Annotated in this window: 22 protein-coding genes; 21 read left to right on the top strand and 1 reads right to left on the bottom strand. The window is 69.9% G+C overall.

The window, feature by feature from the left end:
- Positions 1–346 precede the first annotated feature (346 nt).
- The 8 genes from ACIRON_RS19880 to ACIRON_RS19845 are packed head-to-tail and all read left to right on the top strand — an operon-like array spanning position 347 to position 8,044.
- Positions 347–1,102, top strand: a complete 756-nt coding sequence (locus ACIRON_RS19880; protein ID WP_402994690.1) for an SDR family oxidoreductase — start codon at positions 347–349, stop codon at positions 1,100–1,102.
- Positions 1,102–1,878, top strand: a complete 777-nt coding sequence (locus ACIRON_RS19875) for an SDR family oxidoreductase (protein WP_091051840.1) — start codon at positions 1,102–1,104, stop codon at positions 1,876–1,878. Before ACIRON_RS19880 ends, ACIRON_RS19875 begins: the two co-directional genes overlap by 1 nt.
- Positions 1,875–2,864 carry an NADPH:quinone oxidoreductase family protein gene (locus ACIRON_RS19870; RefSeq protein ID WP_402994688.1) on the top strand — a complete coding sequence of 330 codons (990 nt, stop codon included), beginning with the start codon at positions 1,875–1,877 and terminating at the stop codon, positions 2,862–2,864. The genes ACIRON_RS19875 and ACIRON_RS19870 overlap by 4 nt, the downstream gene beginning before the upstream one ends.
- The gene (locus ACIRON_RS19865) at positions 2,861–3,511 is read left to right on the top strand and encodes an HAD family hydrolase (RefSeq protein ID WP_402994686.1); all 651 of its coding nucleotides are present in this window, start codon (positions 2,861–2,863) and stop codon (positions 3,509–3,511) included. Before ACIRON_RS19870 ends, ACIRON_RS19865 begins: the two co-directional genes overlap by 4 nt.
- Positions 3,508–4,542 carry a phosphotransferase family protein gene (locus ACIRON_RS19860; RefSeq protein WP_402994684.1) on the top strand — a complete coding sequence of 345 codons (1,035 nt, stop codon included), beginning with the start codon at positions 3,508–3,510 and terminating at the stop codon, positions 4,540–4,542. The genes ACIRON_RS19865 and ACIRON_RS19860 overlap by 4 nt, the downstream gene beginning before the upstream one ends.
- Positions 4,543–4,548: 6 nt before the next feature.
- Positions 4,549–5,781: an acyl-CoA dehydrogenase family protein gene (locus tag ACIRON_RS19855; RefSeq protein WP_402994682.1), complete on the top strand. Its 1,233-nt coding sequence runs from the start codon at positions 4,549–4,551 to the stop codon at positions 5,779–5,781.
- Entirely contained in the window at positions 5,778–6,965 is a 1,188-nt protein-coding gene (locus ACIRON_RS19850) for an acyl-CoA dehydrogenase family protein (protein ID WP_402994680.1), read from the top strand. Before ACIRON_RS19855 ends, ACIRON_RS19850 begins: the two co-directional genes overlap by 4 nt.
- Positions 6,962–8,044 (top strand): acyl-CoA dehydrogenase family protein, encoded by a 1,083-nt coding sequence (locus ACIRON_RS19845; protein WP_402994678.1) that lies wholly within the window; start codon positions 6,962–6,964, stop codon positions 8,042–8,044. The genes ACIRON_RS19850 and ACIRON_RS19845 overlap by 4 nt, the downstream gene beginning before the upstream one ends.
- A gap of 94 nt (positions 8,045–8,138) precedes the next feature.
- Here the strand turns inward: ACIRON_RS19845 and ACIRON_RS19840 are convergent, their stop codons facing one another.
- Positions 8,139–9,344 (bottom strand): PucR family transcriptional regulator, encoded by a 1,206-nt coding sequence (locus ACIRON_RS19840; RefSeq protein ID WP_402994676.1) that lies wholly within the window; start codon positions 9,342–9,344, stop codon positions 8,139–8,141.
- Between the two features lie 165 nt (positions 9,345–9,509).
- Between ACIRON_RS19840 and ACIRON_RS19835 the strand changes: the two genes are divergently transcribed.
- The 13 genes from ACIRON_RS19835 (at position 9,510) to ACIRON_RS19775 (ending at position 23,591) form a co-directional block, all read left to right on the top strand.
- Positions 9,510–10,343, top strand: a complete 834-nt coding sequence (locus ACIRON_RS19835; protein WP_402994674.1) for an ABC transporter ATP-binding protein — start codon at positions 9,510–9,512, stop codon at positions 10,341–10,343.
- Positions 10,343–11,047 (top strand): ABC transporter ATP-binding protein, encoded by a 705-nt coding sequence (locus tag ACIRON_RS19830; protein ID WP_402994672.1) that lies wholly within the window; start codon positions 10,343–10,345, stop codon positions 11,045–11,047. The genes ACIRON_RS19835 and ACIRON_RS19830 overlap by 1 nt, the downstream gene beginning before the upstream one ends.
- 9 nt (positions 11,048–11,056) lie before the next feature.
- Positions 11,057–11,935 carry a branched-chain amino acid ABC transporter permease gene (locus ACIRON_RS19825; RefSeq protein ID WP_402994670.1) on the top strand — a complete coding sequence of 293 codons (879 nt, stop codon included), beginning with the start codon at positions 11,057–11,059 and terminating at the stop codon, positions 11,933–11,935.
- Between the two features lie 3 nt (positions 11,936–11,938).
- A complete protein-coding gene (locus ACIRON_RS19820) occupies positions 11,939–13,033 on the top strand; it encodes a branched-chain amino acid ABC transporter permease (protein ID WP_402994668.1) in 1,095 nt (364 codons plus the stop codon).
- Positions 13,030–14,358 carry an ABC transporter substrate-binding protein gene (locus tag ACIRON_RS19815; protein WP_402994666.1) on the top strand — a complete coding sequence of 443 codons (1,329 nt, stop codon included), beginning with the start codon at positions 13,030–13,032 and terminating at the stop codon, positions 14,356–14,358. The genes ACIRON_RS19820 and ACIRON_RS19815 overlap by 4 nt, the downstream gene beginning before the upstream one ends.
- A gap of 95 nt (positions 14,359–14,453) precedes the next feature.
- Positions 14,454–15,233 carry an SDR family oxidoreductase gene (locus ACIRON_RS19810; protein WP_402994664.1) on the top strand — a complete coding sequence of 260 codons (780 nt, stop codon included), beginning with the start codon at positions 14,454–14,456 and terminating at the stop codon, positions 15,231–15,233.
- Positions 15,234–15,242: 9 nt separating this feature from the next.
- Complete coding sequence (locus ACIRON_RS19805) at positions 15,243–16,013, top strand: serine hydrolase (RefSeq protein WP_402994662.1); 771 nt, start codon at positions 15,243–15,245, stop codon at positions 16,011–16,013.
- Complete coding sequence (locus tag ACIRON_RS19800) at positions 16,010–17,128, top strand: dipeptide epimerase (RefSeq protein WP_402994660.1); 1,119 nt, start codon at positions 16,010–16,012, stop codon at positions 17,126–17,128. The genes ACIRON_RS19805 and ACIRON_RS19800 overlap by 4 nt, the downstream gene beginning before the upstream one ends.
- Positions 17,125–17,703: a C40 family peptidase gene (locus ACIRON_RS19795; protein WP_402994659.1), complete on the top strand. Its 579-nt coding sequence runs from the start codon at positions 17,125–17,127 to the stop codon at positions 17,701–17,703. Before ACIRON_RS19800 ends, ACIRON_RS19795 begins: the two co-directional genes overlap by 4 nt.
- A gap of 84 nt (positions 17,704–17,787) precedes the next feature.
- Positions 17,788–19,527, top strand: a complete 1,740-nt coding sequence (locus tag ACIRON_RS19790) for a glycerol-3-phosphate dehydrogenase/oxidase (RefSeq protein ID WP_402994657.1) — start codon at positions 17,788–17,790, stop codon at positions 19,525–19,527.
- Positions 19,528–19,581: 54 nt separating this feature from the next.
- Entirely contained in the window at positions 19,582–20,205 is a 624-nt protein-coding gene (locus ACIRON_RS19785; protein ID WP_402994655.1) for a hypothetical protein, read from the top strand.
- 48 nt (positions 20,206–20,253) lie between these two features.
- Positions 20,254–21,876, top strand: a complete 1,623-nt coding sequence (locus tag ACIRON_RS19780; RefSeq protein WP_402994653.1) for a succinic semialdehyde dehydrogenase — start codon at positions 20,254–20,256, stop codon at positions 21,874–21,876.
- The gene (locus ACIRON_RS19775; RefSeq protein WP_402994651.1) at positions 21,873–23,591 is read left to right on the top strand and encodes a GMC oxidoreductase; all 1,719 of its coding nucleotides are present in this window, start codon (positions 21,873–21,875) and stop codon (positions 23,589–23,591) included. The genes ACIRON_RS19780 and ACIRON_RS19775 overlap by 4 nt, the downstream gene beginning before the upstream one ends.
- Positions 23,592–23,798 lie beyond the last annotated feature (207 nt).

The following is a 23,798-nucleotide window of genomic DNA, read 5'->3' as shown; positions in this document are numbered from 1 at the left end:
GGGGGGGGGGGGGGGGGGGGGGGGTGGGGGGGGGGGGGGGGGGGCCCCCCCCCCCGCGGGCCCCCCCCCCCCCCGACGTACGTGACGCTTCGCCCGTCCTTGCTGACGCCTCGCCCGACGTACGTGACGCCTCGCCCGTCCTCCCTGACGCCTCGCCCGTCCTCCCTGACGCCTCGCCCGTCCTCCCTGACGCCTCGCCCGTCCTCCCTGACGCCTCGGCCGACGGGGCCGACTTCTCGGCATTGCGTGGACACCGACCTTCCATGTTCTTGGGCTACCCCGTAGAGTGACCGCTGTCACCACCTAAGCAAGCGCTTAGATTAGCCGAGCACACGAGGGATTGAGCATGTCGAGGTTCGAGGGACGTACGGCGATCATCACCGGGGCCAGCCGGGGCATCGGTCTGGGCATCGCCCAGCGGCTGGTGGACGAGGGGGCGAAGGTCGTCATCACGGCGCGCAAGCCCGAGGCGCTCGCGGAGGCGGTCGAGGGGCTCGGCGGCAAGGAGGTCGCCCTCGGTGTCGCAGGCAAGGCCGACGACCCCGCCCACCAGGAGGAGGTCGTCACCACCGCGATCGAGACGTTCGGCAGCGCCGACCTGCTGGTCAACAACGCCGGCATCAACCCGAAGGCCGGCGGCCTGATCGACATGGACCGTGAGTCGGCGCGCAAGACCGTCGAGGTCAACTGCCTCTCGCCGATCGGCTGGACCCAGCAGGTCTGGCGGCAGTGGATGTCCGAGCACGGCGGCGCGGTCGTCAACATCTCCTCGGTGGCCGGCCTGGCTCCGACCCCGCTGATCGCGACCTACGGCGCGAGCAAGGCGATGCTCAGCTACATCACCCAGGAGCTCTCGGTCGAGCTCGGCCCGAAGGTACGCGTCAACGCGATCCTCCCGGCCGTGGTGAAGACCAAGTTCGCCGAGCTCCTCTACGAGGGCCGTGAGGCCGAGGTGTCCGCGGCCTACCCGCTCAAGCGCCTCGGCACCCCCGAGGACATCGCCAGCGTCGCTTCGTTCCTCCTCTCCGAGGACGCCGGCTGGATGACCGGCCAGCTCGTCACCGTCGACGGCGGCCTCACCCTCGCCGGCGGACGCGTCTGATGCCCATCGCTCCCGACAGCACGGCGGTCGTCACCGGCGCCGCGGGCGGGATCGGCCGCGCGCTGGCCGCCCGCCTGGTCGCCGAGGGCGTACGCGTCGTGGTCAACGACCTCGACGCCGTACGCCTCGAAGCGACCGCCCAGGAGATCGGCGCCCATCCGGTGGCCGGTGACGCGGCCTCCGTCCAGGGCGTGGAGGCCCTCGTCGAGGCGGCGAAGGAACACCTCGGCCAGATCGACACGTGGTACGGAAATGCCGGCATCGACCGCGGCATCGGCCTGGACTGTCCCGAGGAGGACTGGCAGGCGTCGCACGAGGTCAATGTGATGGCACACGTCCGGGCGGCGCGGCTCCTCGTCCCCGACTGGGTCGAGCGGAAGAGTGGGCGCTACGTGGTGACGGCGAGCGCTGCGGGGCTGTTGATGATGATCGGCGCGCCGACCTACACGGTCACCAAGCACGCCGCGGTCGCGTTCGCCGAGTGGCTCTCGGCGACCTACCGTCACCACGGGATCGTCGTCCAGGCGATCTGCCCTCAGGGCGTGCAGACCGGGATGCTCGAGCGTTCCGGCGTGATGAAGGACCTGCTCAGCCGCGACACCGCGCTGACGCCCGAGCAGGTTGCCGACGCCGCCTGGGAGGCCACGAGCGACGACCGCTTCCTCGTGCTGCCGCACCCGGAGGTGGGCGACTACTACGCCGCGCGGGCGACGCAGACCGACAAGTGGCTCGGCGGGATGAACCGACTCTGGCAGCACGTGGAGGGACAGGTATGAAGGCATGGCGGATCAACGAGCTCGGTGAGCCCAAGGACGTGATGAGGCTCGAGGAGGTGCCCGACCCCACTCCAGGGAAGAACCAGCTCGTCGTGAAGGTGCTGGCCAGCCCGGCCAACTTCCCGGACGTCCTGATGGCCCGCGGTCTCTACCAGGTCAAGCCCGAGCTGCCGTTCACCGCCGGCGTCGAGCTGTGCGGCGAGGTGGTCGCGCTCGGCGAGGGTGTGGATGCGTTCCAGGTCGGTGAGCGCGTGATCGGCGGCGCCGCCCTGCCCTACGGCGGCTTCGGCGAGCTCGCGCTGATGGAGGTAGCGACGACCTTCCCGGCTCCCGAGGCGCTCACCGACGCCGAGGCCTCGAGCCTCTACATCGGCTACCAGACCGGCTGGTTCGCGCTGCACCGCCGCGCGCACATCCAGCCCGGCGAGACGCTGCTCGTGCACGCCGCGGCGGGCGGCGTCGGCAGTGCCGCGATCCAGCTCGGCAAGGCCGCCGGGGCCACAGTGATCGGCGTCGTCGGTGGGCCGGACAAGGCCGAGGTCGCCCGACAGCTGGGCGCGGACCACGTCATCGACCGCCACACCGAGGACTTCGTCAAGGTCGTCAAGGAGCTCACCGGCGGCAAGGGCGCCGACGTGATCTACGACCCGGTCGGCGGCGACACCTACGACCGCTCGACCAAGTGCATCGCCTTCGAAGGCCGGATCCTGATCATCGGCTTCGCCGGCGGCCGCATCCAGGAGGCAGCGCTCAACCACTCGCTGATCAAGAACTACTCGATCGTCGGGCTCCACTGGGGTCTCTACAACATGGTTGCCCCCGAGCTCGTCAAGGAGTGCCACGACGAGCTCACCCGGATGGCGGCCGAGGGCTCGATCAAGCCGCTGGTCAGCGAGACGCTGTCGTTGGAGCAGGTGGCCGACGGCGTACAACGCCTGGCGGACGGCGAGACCGTGGGGCGGGTCGTCTACGGGGCGACGCCATGACGGCCACGGGACTCCGGGCCGTCATCTTCGACTACGGCGGGGTGCTGACCACGCCGATCGGCGACTCGATCCGGGCCTGGCTGAAGGCTGAAGGCATCCGGCCGGAGAGCTTCTCGAAGGTGCTCAAGGAGTGGCTCGGCCGCTACGCCGACGCCGGCACCCCGATCCACCGGCTCGAGCTCGGCGAGCTCTCGGTCAAGGAGTTCGACAAGCTCCTGGCCGCTCGCCTGGAGACGTACGACGGCAGCCCGGTCGATCCCGAAGGCGTCCTGTCCCGGCTCTTCGCCGGGATGCGGCCGAACCCGGAGATGTTCGCGTTGGCCGAGGAGCTCCGCGACGCCGGCATCCGGCTCGCCCTGCTCTCCAACAGCTGGGGCAACTTCTACCCTCGCAAGCAGGTCGACGCGCTCTTCGAGGTGGTGGTGATCTCCGAGGAGGTCGCCATGCGCAAGCCGGAGCGGCCGATCTTCGACCGCACCCTGAGCAGGCTCGGCCTCACGGCCGAGGAGTGCCTCTTCATCGACGACGCCGAGCCCAACGTGCTCGGTGCCCGAGCGGTCGGTCTCGACGCACTGCTCCACACAGACACGGCGAGCACGCGCGCGAGGCTCGCCCAGCTGATTCCCGCACTCGGAGGTGCCGCGTGACGACCGATTCCCTGCCCGGGCTCGACCTCGACCGGCTCGGCCCCTGGCTCGCCGAGCATGTGGAAGGTGCCGGCGCCGAGCTGAGTGCGACCCACATCTCCGGCGGCAAGTCGAACCTGACGTACGCCGTCTCCGACGGCACCCACGAGTGGATCGTCCGGCGCCCGCCGCTGGGGCACGTGCTCGCCACCGCGCACGACATGAAACGCGAGCACACCGTGATCACCGCGCTGCGCGACACCGACGTACCGGTGCCGCACACCTTCGCGTTCTGCGAGGACGAGGAGGTGCTCGGGGCGCCGTTCTACGTGATGGAGAAGGTCGACGGCCGGCCCTACCGCTACGCCCGCGAGCTCGAGCCGCTCGGCGCGGACCGTACGAAGGCGATCTCGGAGCAGCTCATCGATGTGATGGCCGCGCTGCACGCGGTCGACCCGGCCGAGGTCGGGCTGAGCGAGTTCGGCCGCCCCGAGGGCTTCCTGAGCAGACAGGTCGGGCGCTGGAAGAAGCAGCTCGAGGCGTCCCACTCCCGCGATCTCCCCGCCGCGGACGAGCTCCACGCGCTGCTGGAGCGCCGGGTGGGTGCCGCCGAGGCCGCCTCGAGCGGGCCGGGGATCGTCCACGGCGACTACCGGCTCGACAACGTCCTCACCGACGAGGCCGACCAGATCAGGGCGGTCGTCGACTGGGAGATGGCCACGCTCGGCGACCCGGTCACCGACCTGGCGATCCTGCTCACCTACCAGCAGATGGCCACGGTCTCCGGCGACGGCACCGTGACCGACGTCAGCAACGCACCCGGCTGGCTCTCCGAGGACGAGATCATCGCCCGCTACGAGGCCGCCAGCCCGCGCGACCTGAGCGAGTTCGGCTTCTACCGCGGGCTGGCCGCCTACAAGCTCGCCGCGATCCTCGAGGGGATCCACTACCGCTACCTCAAGGGCCAGACCGTCGGGCCCGGTTTCGACAAGATCGGAGACGGGATCCACCCGCTCCTGGACATGGGCATCACCGCGATGAAGGAGAGCTGAGAGCTGATGGATTTCGCACGCGACGCCAGGACCGAGGAGCTCGTCGCCTCGGTCTGGGACTTCCAGAAGACGTACGTCGAGCCGAACGAGGCCGTCTTCGACGAGCAGCTCGCGGCACAGCCGGACAAGTGGGCCTGGGACTCGGTGCCCGTGCTCGGCGAGATCCGCGCCGAGGCCCGCAAGCGCGGCCTGTGGAACCTCTTCCTGCCCGGTGAGGGCGGGGCGGGGCTGACCAACCTGCAGTACGCCCCGCTGGCCGAGATCACCGGCCGCAGCCACATCGCGCCGGCCGCGTTCAACTGCGCCGCGCCCGACACCGGCAACATGGAGGTGCTGCACGACTTCGGCAACGAGGCGCAGAAGAAGGAGTGGCTCTCGCCGCTGCTGGAGGGTGAGATCCGCAGCGCGTTCGCGATGACCGAGCCGGCCGTCGCCTCCTCCGACGCGACCAACATCGAGACCTCGATCGCTCTCGACGGCGACGAGTACGTCATCAACGGCGGCAAGTGGTGGATCACCGGCGCGATGAACCCCAACTGCAAGATCTTCATCGTGATGGGCAAGACCGACCCGTCCGCCGAGCGCCACCAGCAGCAGTCGATGATCCTGGTGCCCCGTGACGCCCCCGGCCTGACGATCAAGCGCGGCATGGAGGTCTTCGGCTACGACGACCACGACCACGGCGGTCACGCCGAGCTCGTCTTCGAGGACGTACGCGTCCCGGTGGGCAACCTCATCGGGACCGAGGGCATGGGGTTCGCGATCGCGCAGGCCCGCCTGGGCCCCGGCCGCATCCACCACTGCATGCGCTCCATCGGTCTGGCCGAGCGGGCGATCGAGCTGATGTGTGCCCGGGTCGAGGAGCGGGTCGCCTTCGGGAAGCCGCTCTCCGAGCAGGGCGTGATCCGTGACTGGATCGCCGAGTCGCGGGTACGCATCGAGCAGCTGCGGCTCCTCGTCCTCAAGACCGCCTGGCTGATGGACACCGTCGGCAACAAGGGTGCCCACACCGAGATCCAGGCGATCAAGATCGCCACCCCGGCGACCGTCCAGTGGATCCTCGACAAGGCGATCCAGGCCCACGGCGCCGGCGGTCTCTCCCAGGACTTCCCGCTGGCCAAGTCCTACGCCGGCATCCGCACGCTGCGGTTCGCCGACGGCCCCGACGAGGTGCACAAGAACGCCCTGGCCAAGGCGGAGCTGCGCAAGCAGGCCGCGCGACGTGAGGGGCGGCAGTGACTCCGGAGGAGCTGCGCGGGCGCGTCGAGGAGTTCCTGGCCGAGCACCCGGTCGCGACGACCGAACCGAGCGCCTTCCTGCACGCCCGCTATCAGGCGGGGCTGGCGTGGGTCGCGTTCCCCGAGGGCCAGGGTGGTCTCGGCGCCTCCCGCGCCATGCAGCCGCTGGTCTCCGACCTCTTCGAGACGGCCGGTGCCCCCGACAACAACCCGCGACGCAACGGGATCGGGCTCGGCATGGCCGCGCCGACGATCCTGGCCTACGGCACCCCGGAGCAGAAGGCTCGCTTCCTGGAGCCGCTGTGGTGCGGTGAGGAGATCTGGTGCCAGCTCTTCTCCGAGCCCGGCGCCGGCTCCGACCTCGCCGGCCTGGCGACCCGAGCCGTCCTCGACGGTGACGAGTGGGTCGTCAACGGGCAGAAGGTGTGGACCTCGGGTGCCCACAACGCCGACTTCGCGATCCTGGTCGCCCGCACCGACCCGGACGTCCCGAAGCACCGCGGTCTGACGTACTTCTTGTGCGATATGCACGATCCGGGCGTCGAGGTGCGGCCGCTGCGCCAGATCACCGGCGAGGCGGAGTTCAACGAGGTCTTTCTGACCGACGTTCGCATCCCCGATGCTCACCGGCTCGGCGCGGTCGGGCAGGGCTGGGAGGTCGCCAACGCCACCCTCAACAACGAGCGCGTCGCCATCGGTGGCGCCGCGATGCCTCGCGAGGGCGGGATGCTCGGCGTGGTCGCCGAGTCGTGGCGGGAGCATCCGGAGAACCACACCCCGGAGCTCCGCGACCGGCTCCTGAAGCTGTGGGTCGAGTCGGAGGTGGCCCGGCTGACCGGTGCCAGGCTGCGGCAGAAGCTGGCCGTCGGCCAGCCCGGCCCCGAGGGGTCGGCGATGAAGCTGACCTTCGCCAAGGTCAACCAGCAGCTCACCGGCCTCGACCTGGAGCTGCGCGGCGAGGAGGGCCTTCGCTACGAGGACGGCGACGGCTGGGCGATGGTCCGGCCCGAGCACGTCGACTTCGGCGGTCGCGACGCGGTCTATCGCTACCTGCGTGCCAAGGGCAACTCCATCGAGGGCGGCACTTCGGAGATCCTGCGCAACATCGTGGCCGAGCGCGTCCTCGGCCTCCCCGGGGAGCACCGGGTCGACAAGGACGTGTCCTGGAAGGAGATCCCGCGATGAGCGATATCGAACTGCTCGACAACGAGCTCGATGCCGACCTGCGGGCCACGGTCAGGTCGTTCCTGGCCGAGCGCTGCGGTCCGGCCGACGTGGTCAAGGCCTACGACGGCGACAGCTCGCTCACCCCGGTCCTGTGGAAGGGCCTCTCGGCCGAGCTCGGGCTGGCCGGCCTGCTGATCCCGGAGTCCTACGGTGGCGCCGGTGCGTCCGCCCGCGAGGCCGCCGTCGTCCTCGAGGAGCTGGGCCGCTCGGTCGCCCCGGTGCCCTTCCTGACCAGTGCGGTCGTGGCGACGTCGGTCCTGCTGGCAGCGCCCACCGAGAAGGGCGTCGAGCTGTTGGGCGGACTGGCGGCAGGGGAGCGCACCGCGGCCCTGGTCGTACCGCTGCCCGCCACGGCCGGCCAGCCGCTGGAGGCCGTCGAGACCGAGGTCAGGTCGGTGGCCGGGGCCCTGGAGGCGGACACGCTCCTGGTGCCGGTCTCGACACCCGCCGGCGTCGAGGTCCGGGCCGTGCCCGCGGCCCACGCGGAGATCACCCCGGTGAGCTCGCTCGACATGACTCGCCGGCTCGCCGACGTACGCCTCGACCCGGCCGCCGGTGAGGTGGTCGTGGCCGCCGAGGACGGTGCCGAAGCCGTAGGTTCCGGTCTGCTGGCTGGGGCCGCGCTGATGGCCTCCGAGCAGGTCGGGGTGGCGCAGTGGTGTCTGACCACGACGGTGGAGTACCTCAAGGTCCGGCGGCAGTTCGGCCGGATCGTCGGTGGCTACCAGGCGCTCAAGCACCGGCTCGCCGACCTCTACACCAGCGTCGAGGGAGCCGGCGCGGCAGCGCGCTACGCCGCCGGAGCGCTGGCTCTCGGAGACGCCGAGGAGACCCGGATCGCGACCCACGTCGCCGCGGCTTACTGCGGTGACCTGGCCGTCACCGCGGCCGAGGAGGCGGTGCAGCTGCACGGCGGCATCGGCATGACCTGGGAGCACCCCGCCCACCTCTACCTCAAGCGGGCCAAGGCCGACCAGATCGCGTACGGCCTCCCCGGCCTCCACCGCGACCGTCTGGGCACCCTGGTCGACATCTGACGACCCGCCGAATCTGTAGTTGTGGGCGACGAAACTCTACTTTCGGCGCCCACAACTACAGTCTCGGCCGCCATAACCGCGGTTTCGGCGGGGGCTACTTCTCCAGGGCCATCAGAGCGAGCGCGAACAGAAGGCGGTCGCGCGGGTCGGAGATGCTTCTCACGGTGAGGTCCTGGATCTGCTTGATGCGGTAGATGACCGTGTTGCGGTGGCAGATCAGATCCTCGGCGGCGTGGGTGGGGGAGCCGCCGTGCGCGATGAGGGCGCGAAGCGTCGCCAGCAGCACGTCGGACTGGTGGGTCGGCTGCGCCAGGATCGGGCCGAGGGTGCGGCGTACGAGCAGCGAGGAGACCGCAGGAGAGGCGGTCAGCAGCACCTGCGGCAGGCGGTCGTCGACGACCGCGATGTCCCTGCGCCCCCGCGGCACCGTCTCCACCGTGTGCGTGGCGAGCTGGAAGGCGGTGCCGAAGCCGCTGAGGTCGTCGGCGGTGGCGATCCCGACGCGACCTGAGTTGCAGCCGGCGAGCTGCTCGACCAGATCGGCGACGGCCTCCGCGACCGGGCGAGACCCCAGCGGGACCAGCCCGAAGTGGTGGTCGCCGCGGACGTGCCAGAACGACACCAGTCCGGCCTTCTCCAACCGGTCGTCGGGGTTGCGCAGCGGTGAGTCGCGGTTGCCGTCGAAGGCCGCGACCACGCAGGCCATCTGCGCGTCGGCGGCGACCCCGAGGATGTCCTGCACCTCGGCGGCGAACGCCGGGTCGCCACCGCGACCCTCGGCCAACCCGTCCAGGAGCCGGCCCTGGAGCTGCAGGTCGCGACGCTGCAGCAGCGCCGCCTCCTTCCGGTAGGCCGACGACATCACCGAGTTCTGCACGTCCAGGTCGGTCCACACCTGGCGCCCGGCGAGCACCATCACCCTGTCGTCGATCCCCAGCTCCGCCTGCTGGTGGACCATCGCCTCCCACAGCATCCGGGTGCCGACGGTGTAGGCGTTGAGGCAGTACTCCAGAGGTACGCCCTGCCGCGCCCGCCGCCGCCCGGTGTCGCGCCACAGATCGACGGGATTGGCTCCCGGGGTGAGTCCGGCCATGGCCCGGATGCCGCGGCGTACGTGCTCCCGCGTGCTCGAGCGCAGGTCGGCGCGCACCGACGGCTCGGCGTTCTGGTGCCACTCCGGCTGGATCGCGATCAACGTCAGCGTGATGTCGTCGGCGATCGCGTCCGCCTGGTTCACCAGCGAGGCCCAAGCACGCTCCACCAGCGGACGAAGCTCCGAGTCGGGAGATGTGTCGCTCATCACACCCATGTGCGGAGCGTCCCATGCCGACTGCCCCATCCGCCACCTAACCAGGGAATCCCAGACGCAGCGCCCGAAGGATTTTGGGCGCAGTGCCCATATCCCCCGTTGTGCGGAGAGTCCAAAGTGATAGCCGTCACAACGGGTGAAGGGAGCATGATGCAGATGCCTGGCACAGGGCACGACGTTCAGGCCTCGCCGCTGTTCGCGGTGGAGGGAGTCTCGGTCCGGTTCGGGGGTGTACGCGCCCTCGAGGACGTCTCCTTGGAGGTCGCGCCCCATGAGGTGCTCGGCGTCATCGGCCCCAACGGCGCCGGCAAGACCACGCTGTTCAACGTCGTGTGCGGCTTCGTCAGCCCCGGCGAGGGCGAGCTCCGGCTGCGCGGCGAGAAGATCCACGGCCTACGCCCGCACCAGCTCGCCGGCCACGGCATCGCCCGGACCCTGCAGGGGCTCGGGCTCTTCGAGCGGATGACGGTACTCGACAACGTGATGGTCGGTGCCGACCGTCTCGCCCGCGCCGGCTTCGTGCGCGGGCTGCTCGGGATCGGCCACCGCGACGACGCCCGGCTGGCCGCCAAGGCGCGGGAGGTCCTCGGCGAGCTCGGGATCGAGTCGTACGCCGCCCGTTACCCGGGCAGCCTGCCCTACCCGATCCGGAAGAAGGTCGCGCTCGCGCGAGCGCTGGTGGCCGAGCCGGAGCTGCTGCTCCTGGACGAGCCCGCCAGCGGGCTGAGCGCCGAGGAGATGACCGAGCTCGGCGAGATCATCACCGGCCTGACCGAACGCACCGCCGTGATGCTCGTCGAGCACCACATGGACCTGGTGATGTCGGTCTGCCATCGGATCACCGTGCTCGACTTCGGCCGCGTCATCGCGGCCGGCACACCCGACGAGATCCGCAACGACCCGGCCGTCCTCGCCGCCTACCTGGGTGACCAGGTCGAGCACGACGACGACGCCGAGGTGCACGCCATGACCGTCGCCGAGGAGGCCTGATGTTCGCCGTCGAGGACCTGAGCGCTGCGTACGGACCCGTCAAGGCGCTCAACGGCGTCACCTTCACCGCGGCGAGAGGGCAGGTCACCGCGGTCCTGGGCGCCAACGGCGCCGGCAAGACCACGCTGCTGCGCACCGTGTCCGGCCTGGTGAGGTCCACCCAGGGCAGCGTGAAGCTGAACGACAAGGACATCACGCGCACCGCGACCGAGAAGCTGACCTCGTACGGCCTCTCCCACGTCCCCGAGGGGCGCGGCGTGATCGCCGAGCTGACCGTCACCGAGAACCTCCGGCTCGGCGGGCTGCACCGCGCGACGGGCTCCGAGCCGATGCCGGTCGAGCGGGTCTTCGAGCTCTTCCCGCGCCTGGGCGAGCGCCGCGAGGCCACCGCTCACATGCTCTCGGGCGGCGAGCGGCAGATGCTCGTCATCGGCCGCGCGCTGATGGCGCGACCGACCGTACTCCTGCTCGACGAGCCCTCCCTGGGGCTCGCGCCCCGGGTGGTGGCTCAGATCTTCGACCTGCTCCGTGGGCTGGTGCAGACCGAGGAGCTCACCGTCGTCCTGGTCGAGCAGAACGCCCGCAGTGCCCTGTCCATCGCTGACCACGGAGTCGTGCTCAACCTCGGCAAGGTCGTCGCCTCGGCGCCGGCCGCCGAGCTGGCCGCCGACGAGCAGCTCCGCCACGCCTATCTCGGGTTCTGAGGAGCAGACATGCAGCAGTTTCTCGACACCACCCTCGGGGGTCTGGTCCTGGGCGCGGTCTACGCCGCGTTCGCGCTGGCCCTGTGCCTGATCTGGCGCTCGACCCGGATCGTCAACTTCGCCCAGGCGGCGATGGCGATGGTGACCACCTACATCGCGCTCTCGCTGATCAACGCCGACGTGCCCTACTGGGTCGCCTTCATCGCCGCGATCGCGGCCGGGTTCGGACTCGGCGCGGTGATCGAGCGGGTGATCATCCGCCCGGTCGAGGGGAAGGCCGAGCTCAACGCGGTGATCCTCACCCTGGGGCTGTTCATGGTGCTCCACGGCCTGACCGCGATCACCTTCGGCGTCCAGCACCGTGGCTTCCCGGCCCCGGTCGGCACCAGCGCGATCTCGGTCGGCGACACCTCGATCGGCATCACCCCGTTCGGCATCCTGACGATCGTCGTGGTCGCCCTCGTGATGGCCGGGCTCGTGGTCCTCTTCCGCTTCACCGACCTGGGGCTGCGGATGCGGGCGGCCGCGTTCAACGGCGAGGTCTCCCGCCTCCTGGGCGTACGCGTCGGCCGCATGCTCACCCTCGGCTGGGCGCTCGCCGCCGCGGTGGGCGCGGTGGCCGGGATGCTCATCGCCGGCGGCGACCTGGTGAACCCGGCGTTCATGGACCCGTTCGTGATCTACGGCTTCATCGCCGCCGTGCTGGGCGGCCTCGACTCGCCGCTCGGGTCGGTGATCGGCGGCCTGATCCTCGGTCTCTCGCTCTCCTACGTCACCGGCTACGTCGGTGAGCACCTGGCGCCGCTGGTCGCGCTCGGGATCTTGATGGTGGTGCTGCTGGTGCGTCCCAGCGGCCTCTTCGCGGCGGCTGCGGCCAGGAGGGTCTGACCCATGGAACGTCTGCGCTCTCTCATCGGCCCGCTCGTCCGCCCGGTGACCTCGGTGCCCCTGGCCCGTCACCTCGTCGTTGCCCTGGTCGCCTTCGTGGTGGCGATGGCGGTCATCGGCAGCTCCAGCCAGTACCTGCAGACCCGCTACGCCGAGATGGCCTACTTCGCCATCGCCGCCGGCGGTCTCACGCTCCTGACCGGCCTCTCCGGCCAGCTCTCCCTCGGCCACGGCGCGCTCATGGCCGTCGGGGCGTACGCCGCCACCCTGGTGCTCGAGCGCACCGGTGGCGAGACCCTGGCCGACGTCTTCGTCGCACTGCTGGTCGCGATCGCGGTCTGTGCCGTGGTCGGGGTGGTGGTCGGAGTCCCGGCAGCGCGGCTGCACGGGCCCTACATCGCCGGTGCGACCCTGACGCTGGCCGTCGCGGTGCCCCGGCTGGCCAACCAGTGGGAGGTCTTCGGCGGCGAGCAGGGGCTCCAGGTGTCCGTGCCCCGCGCCACCGATCTCCCGGCCTGGATCCAGGACCTGGTCTGGTTCTTCACGGCCGTCGAGATCGACCAGTACTCCTTCCTCGCCTACCTCGGTTGGGGGCTCCTCGCGATCACCTTCGTGGCGCTCGCCAACCTGAGCCGCTCCCGAGTCGGGAGGAGATGGCGCGCGGTGCGGGACGACGACGTCTCCGCCGAGCTGGCCGGCATCCACCTCGGCCGTGCCCGGGTGGTCGCCTTCACCGTCAGCGCCATGGCGGCCGGGCTCGCCGGCGGCCTGATGGCCATGAACGTACGTCTCACGGCGCCGGGCGCGTTCACGATCACGCTCTCGCTCACGCTGCTGGCCGCGGTCGTCCTCGGCGGGCTGGGCAGCCTGACTGGCGCGCTCATCGGGGCCGGCGTACTCGCGTTCCTCCCGAAGTTCGCCACCGATCTCGGGGAGTCGGTGGGGCTCAGTGCCACCCAGGCCGCGGAGGTCACCCCGGTGGTCTACGGGCTGGTGCTGATGCTCGTCATCCTCCTCGCTCCGGCAGGGATCGTCGGCAGCCTGCGCACTTTCCTAGCGCGCTCACCTCTCGGGTCAACCAAGGAGAAGACAACATGAGAAACACTGCACGCAGAGCCGTACAGGTCGTCTGTGTCCTCACCACTGCCTCGCTCCTCGCCGCCTGTGGCGCGGGGAAGGAAAGACCGTCGGAGGACGGGACGGCAGTGGGCGTCACCGACACCTCGATCAAGGTCGGTGCGCACTTCCCGCTGACCGGTCCGGCCGCGCCCGGCTACTCGGAGATCCCCTCCGGCCACCAGGCGTTCTATGAGTACGTCAACGACAACGGTGGCGTCCACGGCCGGGACATCGAGATGGTCGTCAAGGACGACGCCTACAACCCGACCAACACCAGCGCCGTCACCAACGACATGATCCTGCAGGACGAGATCTTCGCGATGGTCGGTGGCCTCGGCACCCCCACGCACCGCGCGGTCGTGCAGCGTCTCAACGACGACGGCATCCCCGACCTGTTCGTCTCCAGCGGTTCGCTGCAGTGGGGTGACGACCCGGCCGGTTCGCCGATGACGTTCGGCTGGCAGCCGGACTACGAGATCGAGGGCAAGGTCATCGGTCAGTACGTCAAGGAGAACATGCCCGACGCCAAGGTGGGCCTCTTCCTGCAGGACGACGACTTCGGCGAGGACGGTGAGAAGGGCGCGCGGCAGTTCCTCGACTCCCAGATCGTCGACGTACAGAAGTACACGCCGGGTGGGTCGACCGACTTCTCCCCGCAGATGTCCTCGTTCAAGTCCAAGGGCGTCGACCTGGTGATCGGCTTCAACACGCCCTCCTACACCGCGCTGAGCCAGATCGCCGCCCAGGGCGTCGGCTTCAAGTCGAAGTGGTTCTACTCGAACGTCGGCTCTGACCCGGCGCTCGTCGGCGGGCTTCTGGCCTCGATGACCAAGGGCAAGATCCCGGCCGAGCAAGGCGTGAAGCTGATGGACGGGATGATGACGACCGAGTACATCCCCGGCGTCGACGCTCCTGACGACGAGTGGGTCAAGCTGTGGCAGAAGGTCTGGGACGAGTACTCCAAGAAGGGCTCGGAGAAGCTGACCAACTACCGGATCTACGGCATGGCGCAGGCCTACACCTTCGTCCAGGCGCTGCAGGCCAACGGCAAGGACCTGACCCGCGAGTCGATCGTGGAGACGATCGAGAAGGAGGGTGCCTCCTTCGAAGGTCCTGGCATGGCTCCGTTCCGGTTCTCCGAGGACTCGCACCTGGGCATCTCCGGGATGAGCGTCGTCGAGATCAAGAACGGCGCCTCCGAGCCGCTCACGCCGGTCCTCGTCACCGACATCGGCGACGCCGCCATCGAGGAGGACGACAGCGCCGCCTCGGACGTCCCGCCGTCCTCCGGCATCCCGGAGTGAACCTCCGCAGATACTGATCAGTAGGTACCCGCACGTTCACGGGCCGACCTCGGTTACAGTGATGAACCCTCACTCACGCCACTGGAGGTCGGTCCGTGAACGTACTCGCACCCGGGAGCGGGATCGTCGTGACCGGAGCAGCCCGAGGAATCGGGAAGGCTCTGGCCACGAGGTTCGTCGCGGAGGGATGTCGCGTCGTCGTGGCCGACATCGACGCCGACGAGCTCGCCATCGTGGCGGACTCGATCGGCGCCTTCGCCGTCCCCGGTGACGCTGCCTCGGCCTCCGGCTCCGCCGCGCTCGTCGACGCCGCCCGGGAGCAGCTCGGGAAGATCGACGCGTGGTACGGCAACGCCGGCGTCGACCGGGGCCGCGGTCTCGAGGCCTCCGACCATGCCTGGCTGACCTCCTACGAGGTCAACGTCCTCGCCCACGTACGCGCCGCGCGGCTGCTGCTGCCGGACTGGGTCGAGCGGGGCGCCGGACGGTTCGTGGTGACCTCGTCCTCCGCCGGTCTGCTGACGTTGCTCGGCTCGCCCTCCTATGCGGCCACCGAGCATGCCGAGATCGCGTTCGCGGAGTGGCTCGCCGCGACGTACCGGCACCAGGGGGTCGTCGCCCAGGCGATCGTCGCGCGCAGCGTGAAGACGGCGATGCTCGAGCGGTCCTCAGGACTGCCCGGGTTCATCTCGGCCGAGGGTGCGCTCACCGCCGAGGAGGTCGCCGACGCGGTCTGGGGGGCCGGGCAGACCTCGCAGTTCTGGGTGTCGCTCGAGGCTGACGTGGCCGAGGAGTACGCCGCGCGTGCCGCGGACGTCGACACCTGGCTCGACGGTGTGAACCAGACTCGCCAGGAGCTGGACCGAACCGACTAGTCTCGGGGCGTGGAACCTTTGGTCTCGACCTGGCTCAGTGGCCTCGACGGCATCCCGACGCAGGCCCAGAACGTCAACCAGCAGCACTATGCGGCGAGCCTGATGAAGGTGCCGGTCGCGATCGCCGCCTATCGGCTGCGTGACCGCGGCCTGCTGTCGCTGGACGAGCCGATCGGGGTGCATCCCGACTTCGACTCCGCCGTCGACGGGTCGCGTTTCGAGATGGACCCGGCCGAGGACCAAGACCCCGAGACCTGGGCGGCGGTCGGCTCCCCGCTGCCGCTGGGTGATCTCGTACGTCGCTCCCTGACCGTCTCCGGCAACCTGGCCGTCAACCTGGTGCTGGAGCGGGTGGGTCTCGAGGAGGTCGCCGCGGTGCTCGCCGACGCCGGCGTGACGCCGATGTCGACGGTCTCGCGCGGGATCGAGGACGCACCCGCCCGTGAGGCCGGGCTGCAGAACCTGGTCACCGCCAACGACTTGGGCAAGCTGCTCACCAAGCTCGCCTCCGGCCGGCTGCTCTCACCCGAGTCGACCGCCGAGCTCGAGGGGATCCTGGTCGCCCAGGAGTATCGCGACGCGATCCCGCTCGGCGTGCCCGAGGACGCGGTCGTCGGCAACAAGACCGGCTGGGTCGACGGCGTACGCCACGACATGGCGATCATCCGGCCCGCTCAGGGCGAACCGCAGGTGATGGTCGTGCTCACGACCGGCCTGGACGACGACGAGTCGGAGTTCCGGATCAGCGAGGTCGCTCGCTATCTGTGGTCGACCCTGTGACCTCTCCCGTGGTCGCGGCGGTGCGCACCCGGCGGGTCCGGGTGCCGCTGCACACCCCGTTCGTGACGGCTCTGCGTCGCACCGACTTCGCGGAGACGGTCGTGGTGACCGTCGAGGATTCCGACGGGTGCGTCGGCTGGGGCGAGGCGCCGCAGGTCTGGAAGGTCACCGGCGACTCGCTCGCCGGCTCCGCCGCGGCGCTGGAGGGACCGATCTCCGACGCGCTGGTCGGTGCCGCCGCTGATCTGTCGTCAGCCGGCCTGGTCCAAGCCGCCGTCGTCGGCAACCGCTCGGCCAAGATGGCCGCGGATATCGCGCTGCACGACCTCGTCGCGCGGCGGTCAGGCGTGTCGATGGCCGAGCATCTGGATGTGTTGTTGGTTGAGCCGCCGGAGCCGCTAGGCGGAGGCGTGTCGAAACCAACACAGTTGCGTACGGACATGACCCTCTCCATCGGCACGCCCGCAGACCTGGCCGAGGCCGCGGCAGCCCGTGCCCACGAGGGGTTCACGACGCTCAAGATCAAGGTCGGGACGGATCCGGCGGGCGACGCCGAGCGCGTGCTCGCGGTCCGCGAGGCGGCCCCGGGCTGCGTACTCCGTCTCGACGCCAACACCGGCTGGCGCGCGGACGAGGCGGTCGCGGTGCTCACAACACTTGCCGACAAGGACGTCGAGCTCGAGTTCGTCGAGCAGCCGGTCGCCCGACGCGACCTGGAGGGGATGGCGTACGTCCGGCGTCACCAGCCCTACAAGATCCTCGCCGACGAGTCGGTCTTCGACCTCGAGGACCTCGTCGACGTGATCCGGGCCGGGGCGGCGGACGCGGTCAACATCAAGCTGGCCAAGTGCGGCGGGATCACGCCGGCGATCGAGCTGCTCGAGGTCGCGAGGAGCCACGGCCTCGGCCGTCTCGTCGGCTGCATGATGGAGTCCCACCTCGGCATCGGTGCGGCCGCGGCCCTGGTGGCAGCGCTCGGCATCCCCGGCGAGCAGGACCTCGATGCCGGCTGGTGGGCGAAGTCCAGTCCGTACGCCGGCGGCATCGGCTACGACGGCCCCTGCATCCTGTTCCCCGACGCCCCCGGCCTCGGTATCGAAGGAGTCCTCGCATGACCACCGTGAACCAGCCGACCTTCGTCGTGGCCGAGCCCGCCGACGACGCCGAGCACGAGACCGAGGTCGTCCCCGGCGAGGAGGTCGTCGTCCTCGAGACGCAGGGGGAGTGGACGTACGTCGTCGTCCCCGCCCACGCCTCGACGAAGGACGATCGGGGCTATCCGGGCTGGCTGCCGACAGCTGCCCTGGCCGCACCCGTGGACACCCTGCTCGCCAAGGCACGCACCTACCTCGGCGTCCCCTACGTCTGGGGCGGCACGACGGATGCCGGCATCGACTGCTCCGGCCTGGTCTTCCGAGCCGCGGAGGCCATCGGCGTACGTCTCCCACGCGATGCCCGCGACCAGGCCGTCGCGCTCACGGCGATCGACCTCGACGACGTCACCGAGGGCGACCTCTACTTCTTCGCGCGCCCCGACGGACGGGTCATGCACGTCGCCATCGCCACCGCGCCTCCCGAGCCTGATGGCGCCCGCCCGATGATCCACGCCGACGGCGACAAGATGGTCGTCGTCGAGGAATCCATGCCTCCCGACCGCGTCACCACCCTGGTCGGTGCCGCCCGTCTGTGACGGCTGCGTGACTTATCAGTCCGTGCCGGTGAATTCTCGCGCGCCAGAAGTGACAATTCGATGTGGTGAGTTAACTTCGAACGTATGACTCGCACAGGGGCACTGAGTCCACAGAGCCGTGATCTCGCGATCGGCACGATGGTCGGAGCAGCGGGAGAGACCGAGCTCGACGTACTCGTCGTCGGAGGGGGTGTGACCGGCGCCGGGGTGGCGCTGGACGCCGTCACCAGAGGCCTCAGCACGGGGCTGGTGGAGCAGCGCGACCTGGCCTCGGGAACGAGCTCGCGGAGCTCGAAGCTCGTCCACGGCGGGCTCCGCTACCTCGAGATGCTCGACTTCGAGCTGGTCCGCGAGGCGCTCCAGGAGCGCGGTCTGCTGCTCAACACCCTGGCCCCGCACCTGGTCCGGCCGGTGCCGTTCCTCTACCCGCTGACCAACCCGGTGTGGGAGCGCGCCTACATCGGCGCGGGCCTCGCGCTCTACGACGGCATGGCGAGCTTCGGCCCGCTCTCCGGGATGGGCAACTCCGGCCTCCCGCGCCACCGCCACCTCACCCGACGGGGCGTGTCGAGGATCGCCCCCGACTTCCGCACCGACACGATCACCGGCGCGATCCAGTACTACGACGCCCAGGTCGACGACGCTCGTCTGGTCATGACGATCGCGCGCACCGCGGCCTCCCACGGCGCCCACGTCGCGACCCGGGTCCAGGTGACCGGGTTCCTGCGCGAGGGCGAGCGGGTCGTCGGCGTACGGGCTCGCGACCTCGAGCACGACCAGGACCTGGTCATCCGGGCCAAGACCGTCGTCAACGCCGCAGGCGTGTGGACCGACGACATCCAGGCGATGGTCGGCGGCCGCGGCGCCCTGCACGTCAAGGCGTCCAAGGGCATCCACCTCGTCGTACCGCGCGACCGGATCCGCTCGGAATCGGGCTTCATCGTCCGCACCGAGAAGTCGGTCCTCTTCGTGATCCCGTGGGGCCGCCACTGGATCATCGGCACCACCGACACCCCGTGGACCTACGACCTCGCCCACCCGGCCGCCTCCAAGACCGACATCGAGTACGTCCTCGATCACGTCAACGCGATCCTGCGCGAGCCGCTCGACCTCGAGGACGTCGAGGGCGTGTACGCCGGGCTCCGCCCGCTCCTGACCGGTGAGTCCGACCAGACCGCCGGTCTCAGCCGCGAGCACCTCGTGGTCACCCCGTTGCCGGGCCTGGTGCTGATCGCCGGCGGCAAGCTGACCACCTACCGGGTGATGGCGCGCGACGCGGTCGACGCCGCAGCCCACTCGCTGGGGACCACGACCAACATGACCCTGCGCGACTCGATCACCGACAAGGTGCGGCTCGTCGGCGCCGAGGGCTTCGAGACCCGCTCCAACCAGCGCGTCCTGCTGGCCCGTCGTTCCGGCCTCCACGTCGCCCGGATCGATCACCTCCTGGGCCGACACGGCGGCCTGATCGACGACGTGCTCGACCTCATCCAGGAGCGCCGCCCGCTCGCACTGCCCCTGGAGGGCGCCGAGGACTACCTGGCCGCCGAGGTCGTCTACGCCGTCCAGTGTGAGGGGGCTCGCCATCTCGACGACGTCCTCGAGCGCCGCACCCGGATCTCGATGGAGACCTTCGACCGCGGCGTCAGCGCTGCCCCGGGCGTCGCCAAGATCATGGCCGACGAGCTCGGCTGGGACGAGGCGCGCACCAAGGAAGAGGTCGACCACTACCTGCGCCGCATCGAGGCCGAGCGTCGCTCGCAGCTCCAGGTCACCGACGAGGAGGCCGACCGCGCTCGTCTCGAGGTAGAAGACCTCGTCTGAGGGTGTGCCGAATTGTCGTGGCGCAGCAGCCGGTTGACGTAGCAATCTGACCACATGTTCCCTTCGACAGGCCCAGAACACCGCCTGGTCGCAGATCCCCCCGAGCCGCTGGCCACCGACGATTTCGTGCTCGCGCCGCTCCGACCCGAGCTGCTCGACCTGGACACCGAGGCGTACCTGGCCAGCCCGGACGTGATCCGCGACCACAGCTGTGGCCGCTGGCCGGTGGCCGGCTTCGGCAGCGACGACAACCTGCCGCTGGTGATCCGGCACTGGTCCGACCACCAGGCGAAGCGCGCGTTCACCTACCTCTTCCTCGACCCCGAGGGCACCTCCTCGCTCGGCTGCCTCTACGTGCAGCCGCTGTTCCCCTACCTGGAGGCGATGGGCGCCGACGCCCGCACCCTGCTCAGGTACGCCGGCGGATCCACCGCCCGGGTCAGCTACTGGCTCCGCCAGGACCGTGATCCCGAGCTCACCGCGTCGGTCGCCGAGCGGCTCGATGAGTGGCTGCGTACGAAATGGCCGTTGGACGCCTACCTCTACCGAGCCGCGCCCGAGGAGGAGTGCACCGTGTACGCCCTCGACCGGCTGCCCCTGGACCGGGTCGTGATCGACCTCCCCGCCGAGCAACACAGCTATCTGTGGTGGGCCGCGGACGTTCGTATCGTGAGTTAGTGGGACGCCTGTCTGGCTTCCGAGACGCCGGTCACATACTCTCGGTACATGAGCGCATCGAACCCGACTTCCTCCGGCGGCCCGATCGTCGAGGGCCCGCTCGATCCCGAGCACGACGCCGCGGCGTCCCTGGCCCTCGAGCCTGACTACGTCTCCCGCCTGACCGGCCGAGTCGTGGCGACGACGGGGGAGAGCCGAGAGGTCATCAGTCCGCTCAACGGGGCGCCGCTGGCGCACATCCCGCAGTCGAGCGATGAGGATGTCGCCGCGGCCTTCGCCAAGGCCCGGGTCGCGCAGGAGAAGTGGGCGGCGACCTCGGTCGCCGAGCGCGAGCGCATCCTGATCAAGCTGCACGACCTGGTCCTCGACCGGCAGGACGAGATCCTCGACCTGATCGTGCTGGAGTCGGGCAAGGCCCGCAAGCACGCCTTCGACGAGCCGCTGCACATCGCGCTGACCGCCCGCTACTACGGGCGCAAGAGCAGCAAGATCCTCGACACCGAGCGCAAGCTCGGCGTCATCCCCGTGCTCACCCGGGTCGAGCTCAACCACGTCCCCAAGGGTGTCGTCGGGATCATCAGCCCGTGGAACTACCCGTTCACGATGGCGCTGTGCGACGGCCTGGCCGCGATCGCCGCCGGCAACGCGGTGGTCATCAAGCCCGACTCGCAGACCATGCTGAGTGCGCTCCTCGGTGCCGAGCTGCTGGCGGAGGCCGGGCTCCCGGAGAACCTGTGGACGGTCGTCGCCGGACCGGGCTCGAAGATCGGCACCAGCATCATCCAGCGCGCCGACTACGTCTGCTTCACCGGTTCGACCAACACCGGCAAGATCGTCGCCAAGCAGGCCGCGGAGCGGCTGATCGGTGCCAGCCTCGAGCTCGGGGGCAAGAACCCCATGCTCGTCCTCAAGGACGCCGACATCGAGAAGGCCGCCGAGGGCGCGACCCGCGCGGTCTTCTCCAACTCCGGCCAGCTGTGCGTGAGCGTCGAGCGGCTCTTCGTCGACGACAAGGTCTACGACCGGTTCGTGGAGCGCTTCGTCGCCCGCACCCAGGCGATGACCCTCGGCGCCACCCTCGGCTGGGAGAACGACATGGGCACGCTGATCTCGCAGGCCCAGGTCGACACCGCGGCCGCCCACGTCGAGGACGCCGTCTCCAAGGGAGCCCGCGTGCTCGCCGGCGGCAAGGCCCGCCCCGACCTGGCGCCGTTCTTCTTCGAGCCGACCATCCTCGAGGGCGTCACCCCGGAGATGACCTGCTTCGGCAACGAGACCTTCGGTCCGGTCGTCTCCGTCTACCGCTTCCACAGCGAGGAGGAGGCGATCGAGCGCGCCAACGACGGCGAGTACGGCCTCAACGGCTCGATCTACAGCCGCGACACCGCCCGCGCCCGCCGCATCGCCCGCCAGATCAAGTGCGGCACGATCAACATCAACGAGGCCTTCGGCGCCACCTTCGCGAGCATCGACGCCCCGATGGGCGGCATGCGCGAGTCCGGTCAGGGCCGTCGCCAGGGTGTCGAGGGCATCCTGCGCTACACCGAGACCCAGTCGGTCGCCTCCCAGGCGATCCTGCGCTTCGCCCCGCAGTTCGGGATGAGCGACCAGGCGTACGCCAAGTTCATGACCGCCTCGCTGCGCGTGCTCAAGTCGCTGGGCCGCGCATGAGCAAGAGCCATTACGACGTACTCGTCATCGGGTCGGGTTTCGGTGGGTCGGTCAGCGCGCTGCGCCTGACCGAGAAGGGCTACTCCGTCGGAGTGGTCGAGGCCGGTCGCCGCTTCAGCGATGACGAGCTGCCCAACAACTCCTTCGACCTGCGCAAGTACCTCTGGGCGCCGGCGATCGGCTGCTACGGGATCCAGCGCATCGACATGGTCAAGGACGCGGTCATCATGGCCGGCGCCGGGGTCGGGGGCGGTTCGCTGGTCTACGCCAACACCCTCTACGAGCCGCTCGACCCGTTCTTCGAGGACCCTTCCTGGAGCCACATCACCGACTGGAAGGACGAACTCGCTCCCTACTACGAGCAGGCCAAGCGGATGCTCGGGGTCAACCTCTATCCCGGTCTGACCCCCGCCGACGAGGTCATGCAGAAGGTCGCGGCCGAGTCGGGCCGCGGCGACACCTTCCACAAGGCGCCGGTCGGCGTCTTCTTCGGCGGACCGAACCACGTGGCCGGGCAGGAGGTCGCGGACCCCTACTTCGGCGGCGAGGGCCCCGCGCGGCGTACGTGTGTCAACTGTGGCGAGTGCATGACCGGCTGCCGCCACAACGCGAAGAACACCCTGGTCAAGAACTACCTCTACCTGGCCGAGAAGTTCGGCGCCGAGGTGCACCCGCTGACCACGGTGACCCGCGTCTACCCGGCCAAGACCGGAGGCGGGTACGTCATCGAGACCCGCTCCACGACGGCGAAGCTCGGCATCGGACGTACCCGGAAGTTCACCGCCGACCAGGTGATCTTCTCGGCGGCCTCGCTCGGCACCCAGAAGCTGCTCCACAAGCTCAAGCGCACCGGCGATCTGGCGCAGATCTCCGACCGCCTGGGCGAGCTGACCCGGACCAACTCCGAGTCGATCCTCGGCGCCATCGCGCCGGACACGGCCATCGACTACACCGAGGGCGTGGCGATCACCTCCTCGTGGCACCCCGACGAGCACACCCACATCGAGCCGGTCCGCTACGGCCACGGCAGCAACGCGATCGCGGCGATGCAGACAGTGCTCACCGAGGGTGGTCCGCACCGGCTCCGCCGGTGGATCAAGGAGATGTGGCTGCAGCGGCGGTCGCTGCGTACGTTCTACGACTTCAAGCACTGGTCCGAGCGCACCGTCATCGCGCTGGTCATGCAGGCGCTCGACAACTCGATCACGACCTTCCCGAAGCGCACGATCTTCGGGTGGCGGATGTCGTCGAAGCAGGGTCACGGCAAGCCCAACCCGACCTGGATCCCGGCCGGCCTCGACGCCGTGCGGAAGATGGCCGGGGTGATGAGCTCGGGCGAGAAGCCGGGGTACGCCGGCGGCACGATCGGGGAGCCGTTCAACAAGCCGATGACGGCCCACTTCATCGGCGGCTGCACGATCGGCGACTCGGTGGACACCGGTGTCATCGACCCCTATCAGCGGCTCTACGGCCACGCCGGGCTGCACGTCGTCGACGGCTCCGCGATCTCCGCCAACCTGGGCGTGAACCCATCGCTGACGATCACCGCGCAGGCCGAGCGGGCGATGGCGTTCTGGCCCAACAAGGACCAGGCCGACCCGCGGCCGGACCTGGGTGCGGGCTACGCCCGCATCCAGCCCGTCAGGCCGGCCTCGCCCGCGGTCCCCGCGAGCGCGCCCGCAGCCCTGCAGCTGCCCATCGTTGATGTCCGTTGACCAACCTGTTGCGATGGTGACATGAACTGCGTAGGAAGTTTTCTGGCAGGAAGTTTTTGGTTGACCCGTAACTGTGGTTAAGAGAGTTCGTTGGAGTGATCAGACCCGGGATTGCTCCCTCCCTAATACATGCCGGGTCTTACGTCCGGGACAGCTTTGCCTCGGGCAATCAGGGCCCGGCCACCTCCCTCCCCGGCCGGGCCCTGG

Source organism: Nocardioides sp. NPDC101246 (genome assembly GCF_044767415.1).
Taxonomy (GTDB): Bacteria; Actinomycetota; Actinomycetes; order Propionibacteriales; family Nocardioidaceae; genus Nocardioides.
The sequence above is the reverse complement of the archived record's forward strand: the minus strand, read 5'-3'. Positions and strand labels throughout refer to the sequence as shown.

Coding starts and splice junctions, on each gene's coding strand:
- ACIRON_RS19815 (WP_402994666.1), top strand. CDS start 13,030: ATGAGAAACACTGCACGCAGAGCCGTACAGGTCGTCTGTGTCCTCACC.
- ACIRON_RS19785 (WP_402994655.1), top strand. CDS start 19,582: ATGTTCCCTTCGACAGGCCCAGAACACCGCCTGGTCGCAGATCCCCCC.
- ACIRON_RS19845 (WP_402994678.1), top strand. CDS start 6,962: ATGAGCGATATCGAACTGCTCGACAACGAGCTCGATGCCGACCTGCGG.
- ACIRON_RS19790 (WP_402994657.1), top strand. CDS start 17,788: ATGACTCGCACAGGGGCACTGAGTCCACAGAGCCGTGATCTCGCGATC.
- ACIRON_RS19830 (WP_402994672.1), top strand. CDS start 10,343: ATGTTCGCCGTCGAGGACCTGAGCGCTGCGTACGGACCCGTCAAGGCG.
- ACIRON_RS19775 (WP_402994651.1), top strand. CDS start 21,873: ATGAGCAAGAGCCATTACGACGTACTCGTCATCGGGTCGGGTTTCGGT.
- ACIRON_RS19865 (WP_402994686.1), top strand. CDS start 2,861: ATGACGGCCACGGGACTCCGGGCCGTCATCTTCGACTACGGCGGGGTG.
- ACIRON_RS19855 (WP_402994682.1), top strand. CDS start 4,549: ATGGATTTCGCACGCGACGCCAGGACCGAGGAGCTCGTCGCCTCGGTC.
- ACIRON_RS19825 (WP_402994670.1), top strand. CDS start 11,057: ATGCAGCAGTTTCTCGACACCACCCTCGGGGGTCTGGTCCTGGGCGCG.
- ACIRON_RS19820 (WP_402994668.1), top strand. CDS start 11,939: ATGGAACGTCTGCGCTCTCTCATCGGCCCGCTCGTCCGCCCGGTGACC.
- ACIRON_RS19835 (WP_402994674.1), top strand. CDS start 9,510: ATGCCTGGCACAGGGCACGACGTTCAGGCCTCGCCGCTGTTCGCGGTG.
- ACIRON_RS19870 (WP_402994688.1), top strand. CDS start 1,875: ATGAAGGCATGGCGGATCAACGAGCTCGGTGAGCCCAAGGACGTGATG.
- ACIRON_RS19780 (WP_402994653.1), top strand. CDS start 20,254: ATGAGCGCATCGAACCCGACTTCCTCCGGCGGCCCGATCGTCGAGGGC.
- ACIRON_RS19880 (WP_402994690.1), top strand. CDS start 347: ATGTCGAGGTTCGAGGGACGTACGGCGATCATCACCGGGGCCAGCCGG.
- ACIRON_RS19795 (WP_402994659.1), top strand. CDS start 17,125: ATGACCACCGTGAACCAGCCGACCTTCGTCGTGGCCGAGCCCGCCGAC.
- ACIRON_RS19840 (WP_402994676.1), bottom strand. CDS start 9,344: ATGAGCGACACATCTCCCGACTCGGAGCTTCGTCCGCTGGTGGAGCGT.
- ACIRON_RS19875 (WP_091051840.1), top strand. CDS start 1,102: ATGCCCATCGCTCCCGACAGCACGGCGGTCGTCACCGGCGCCGCGGGC.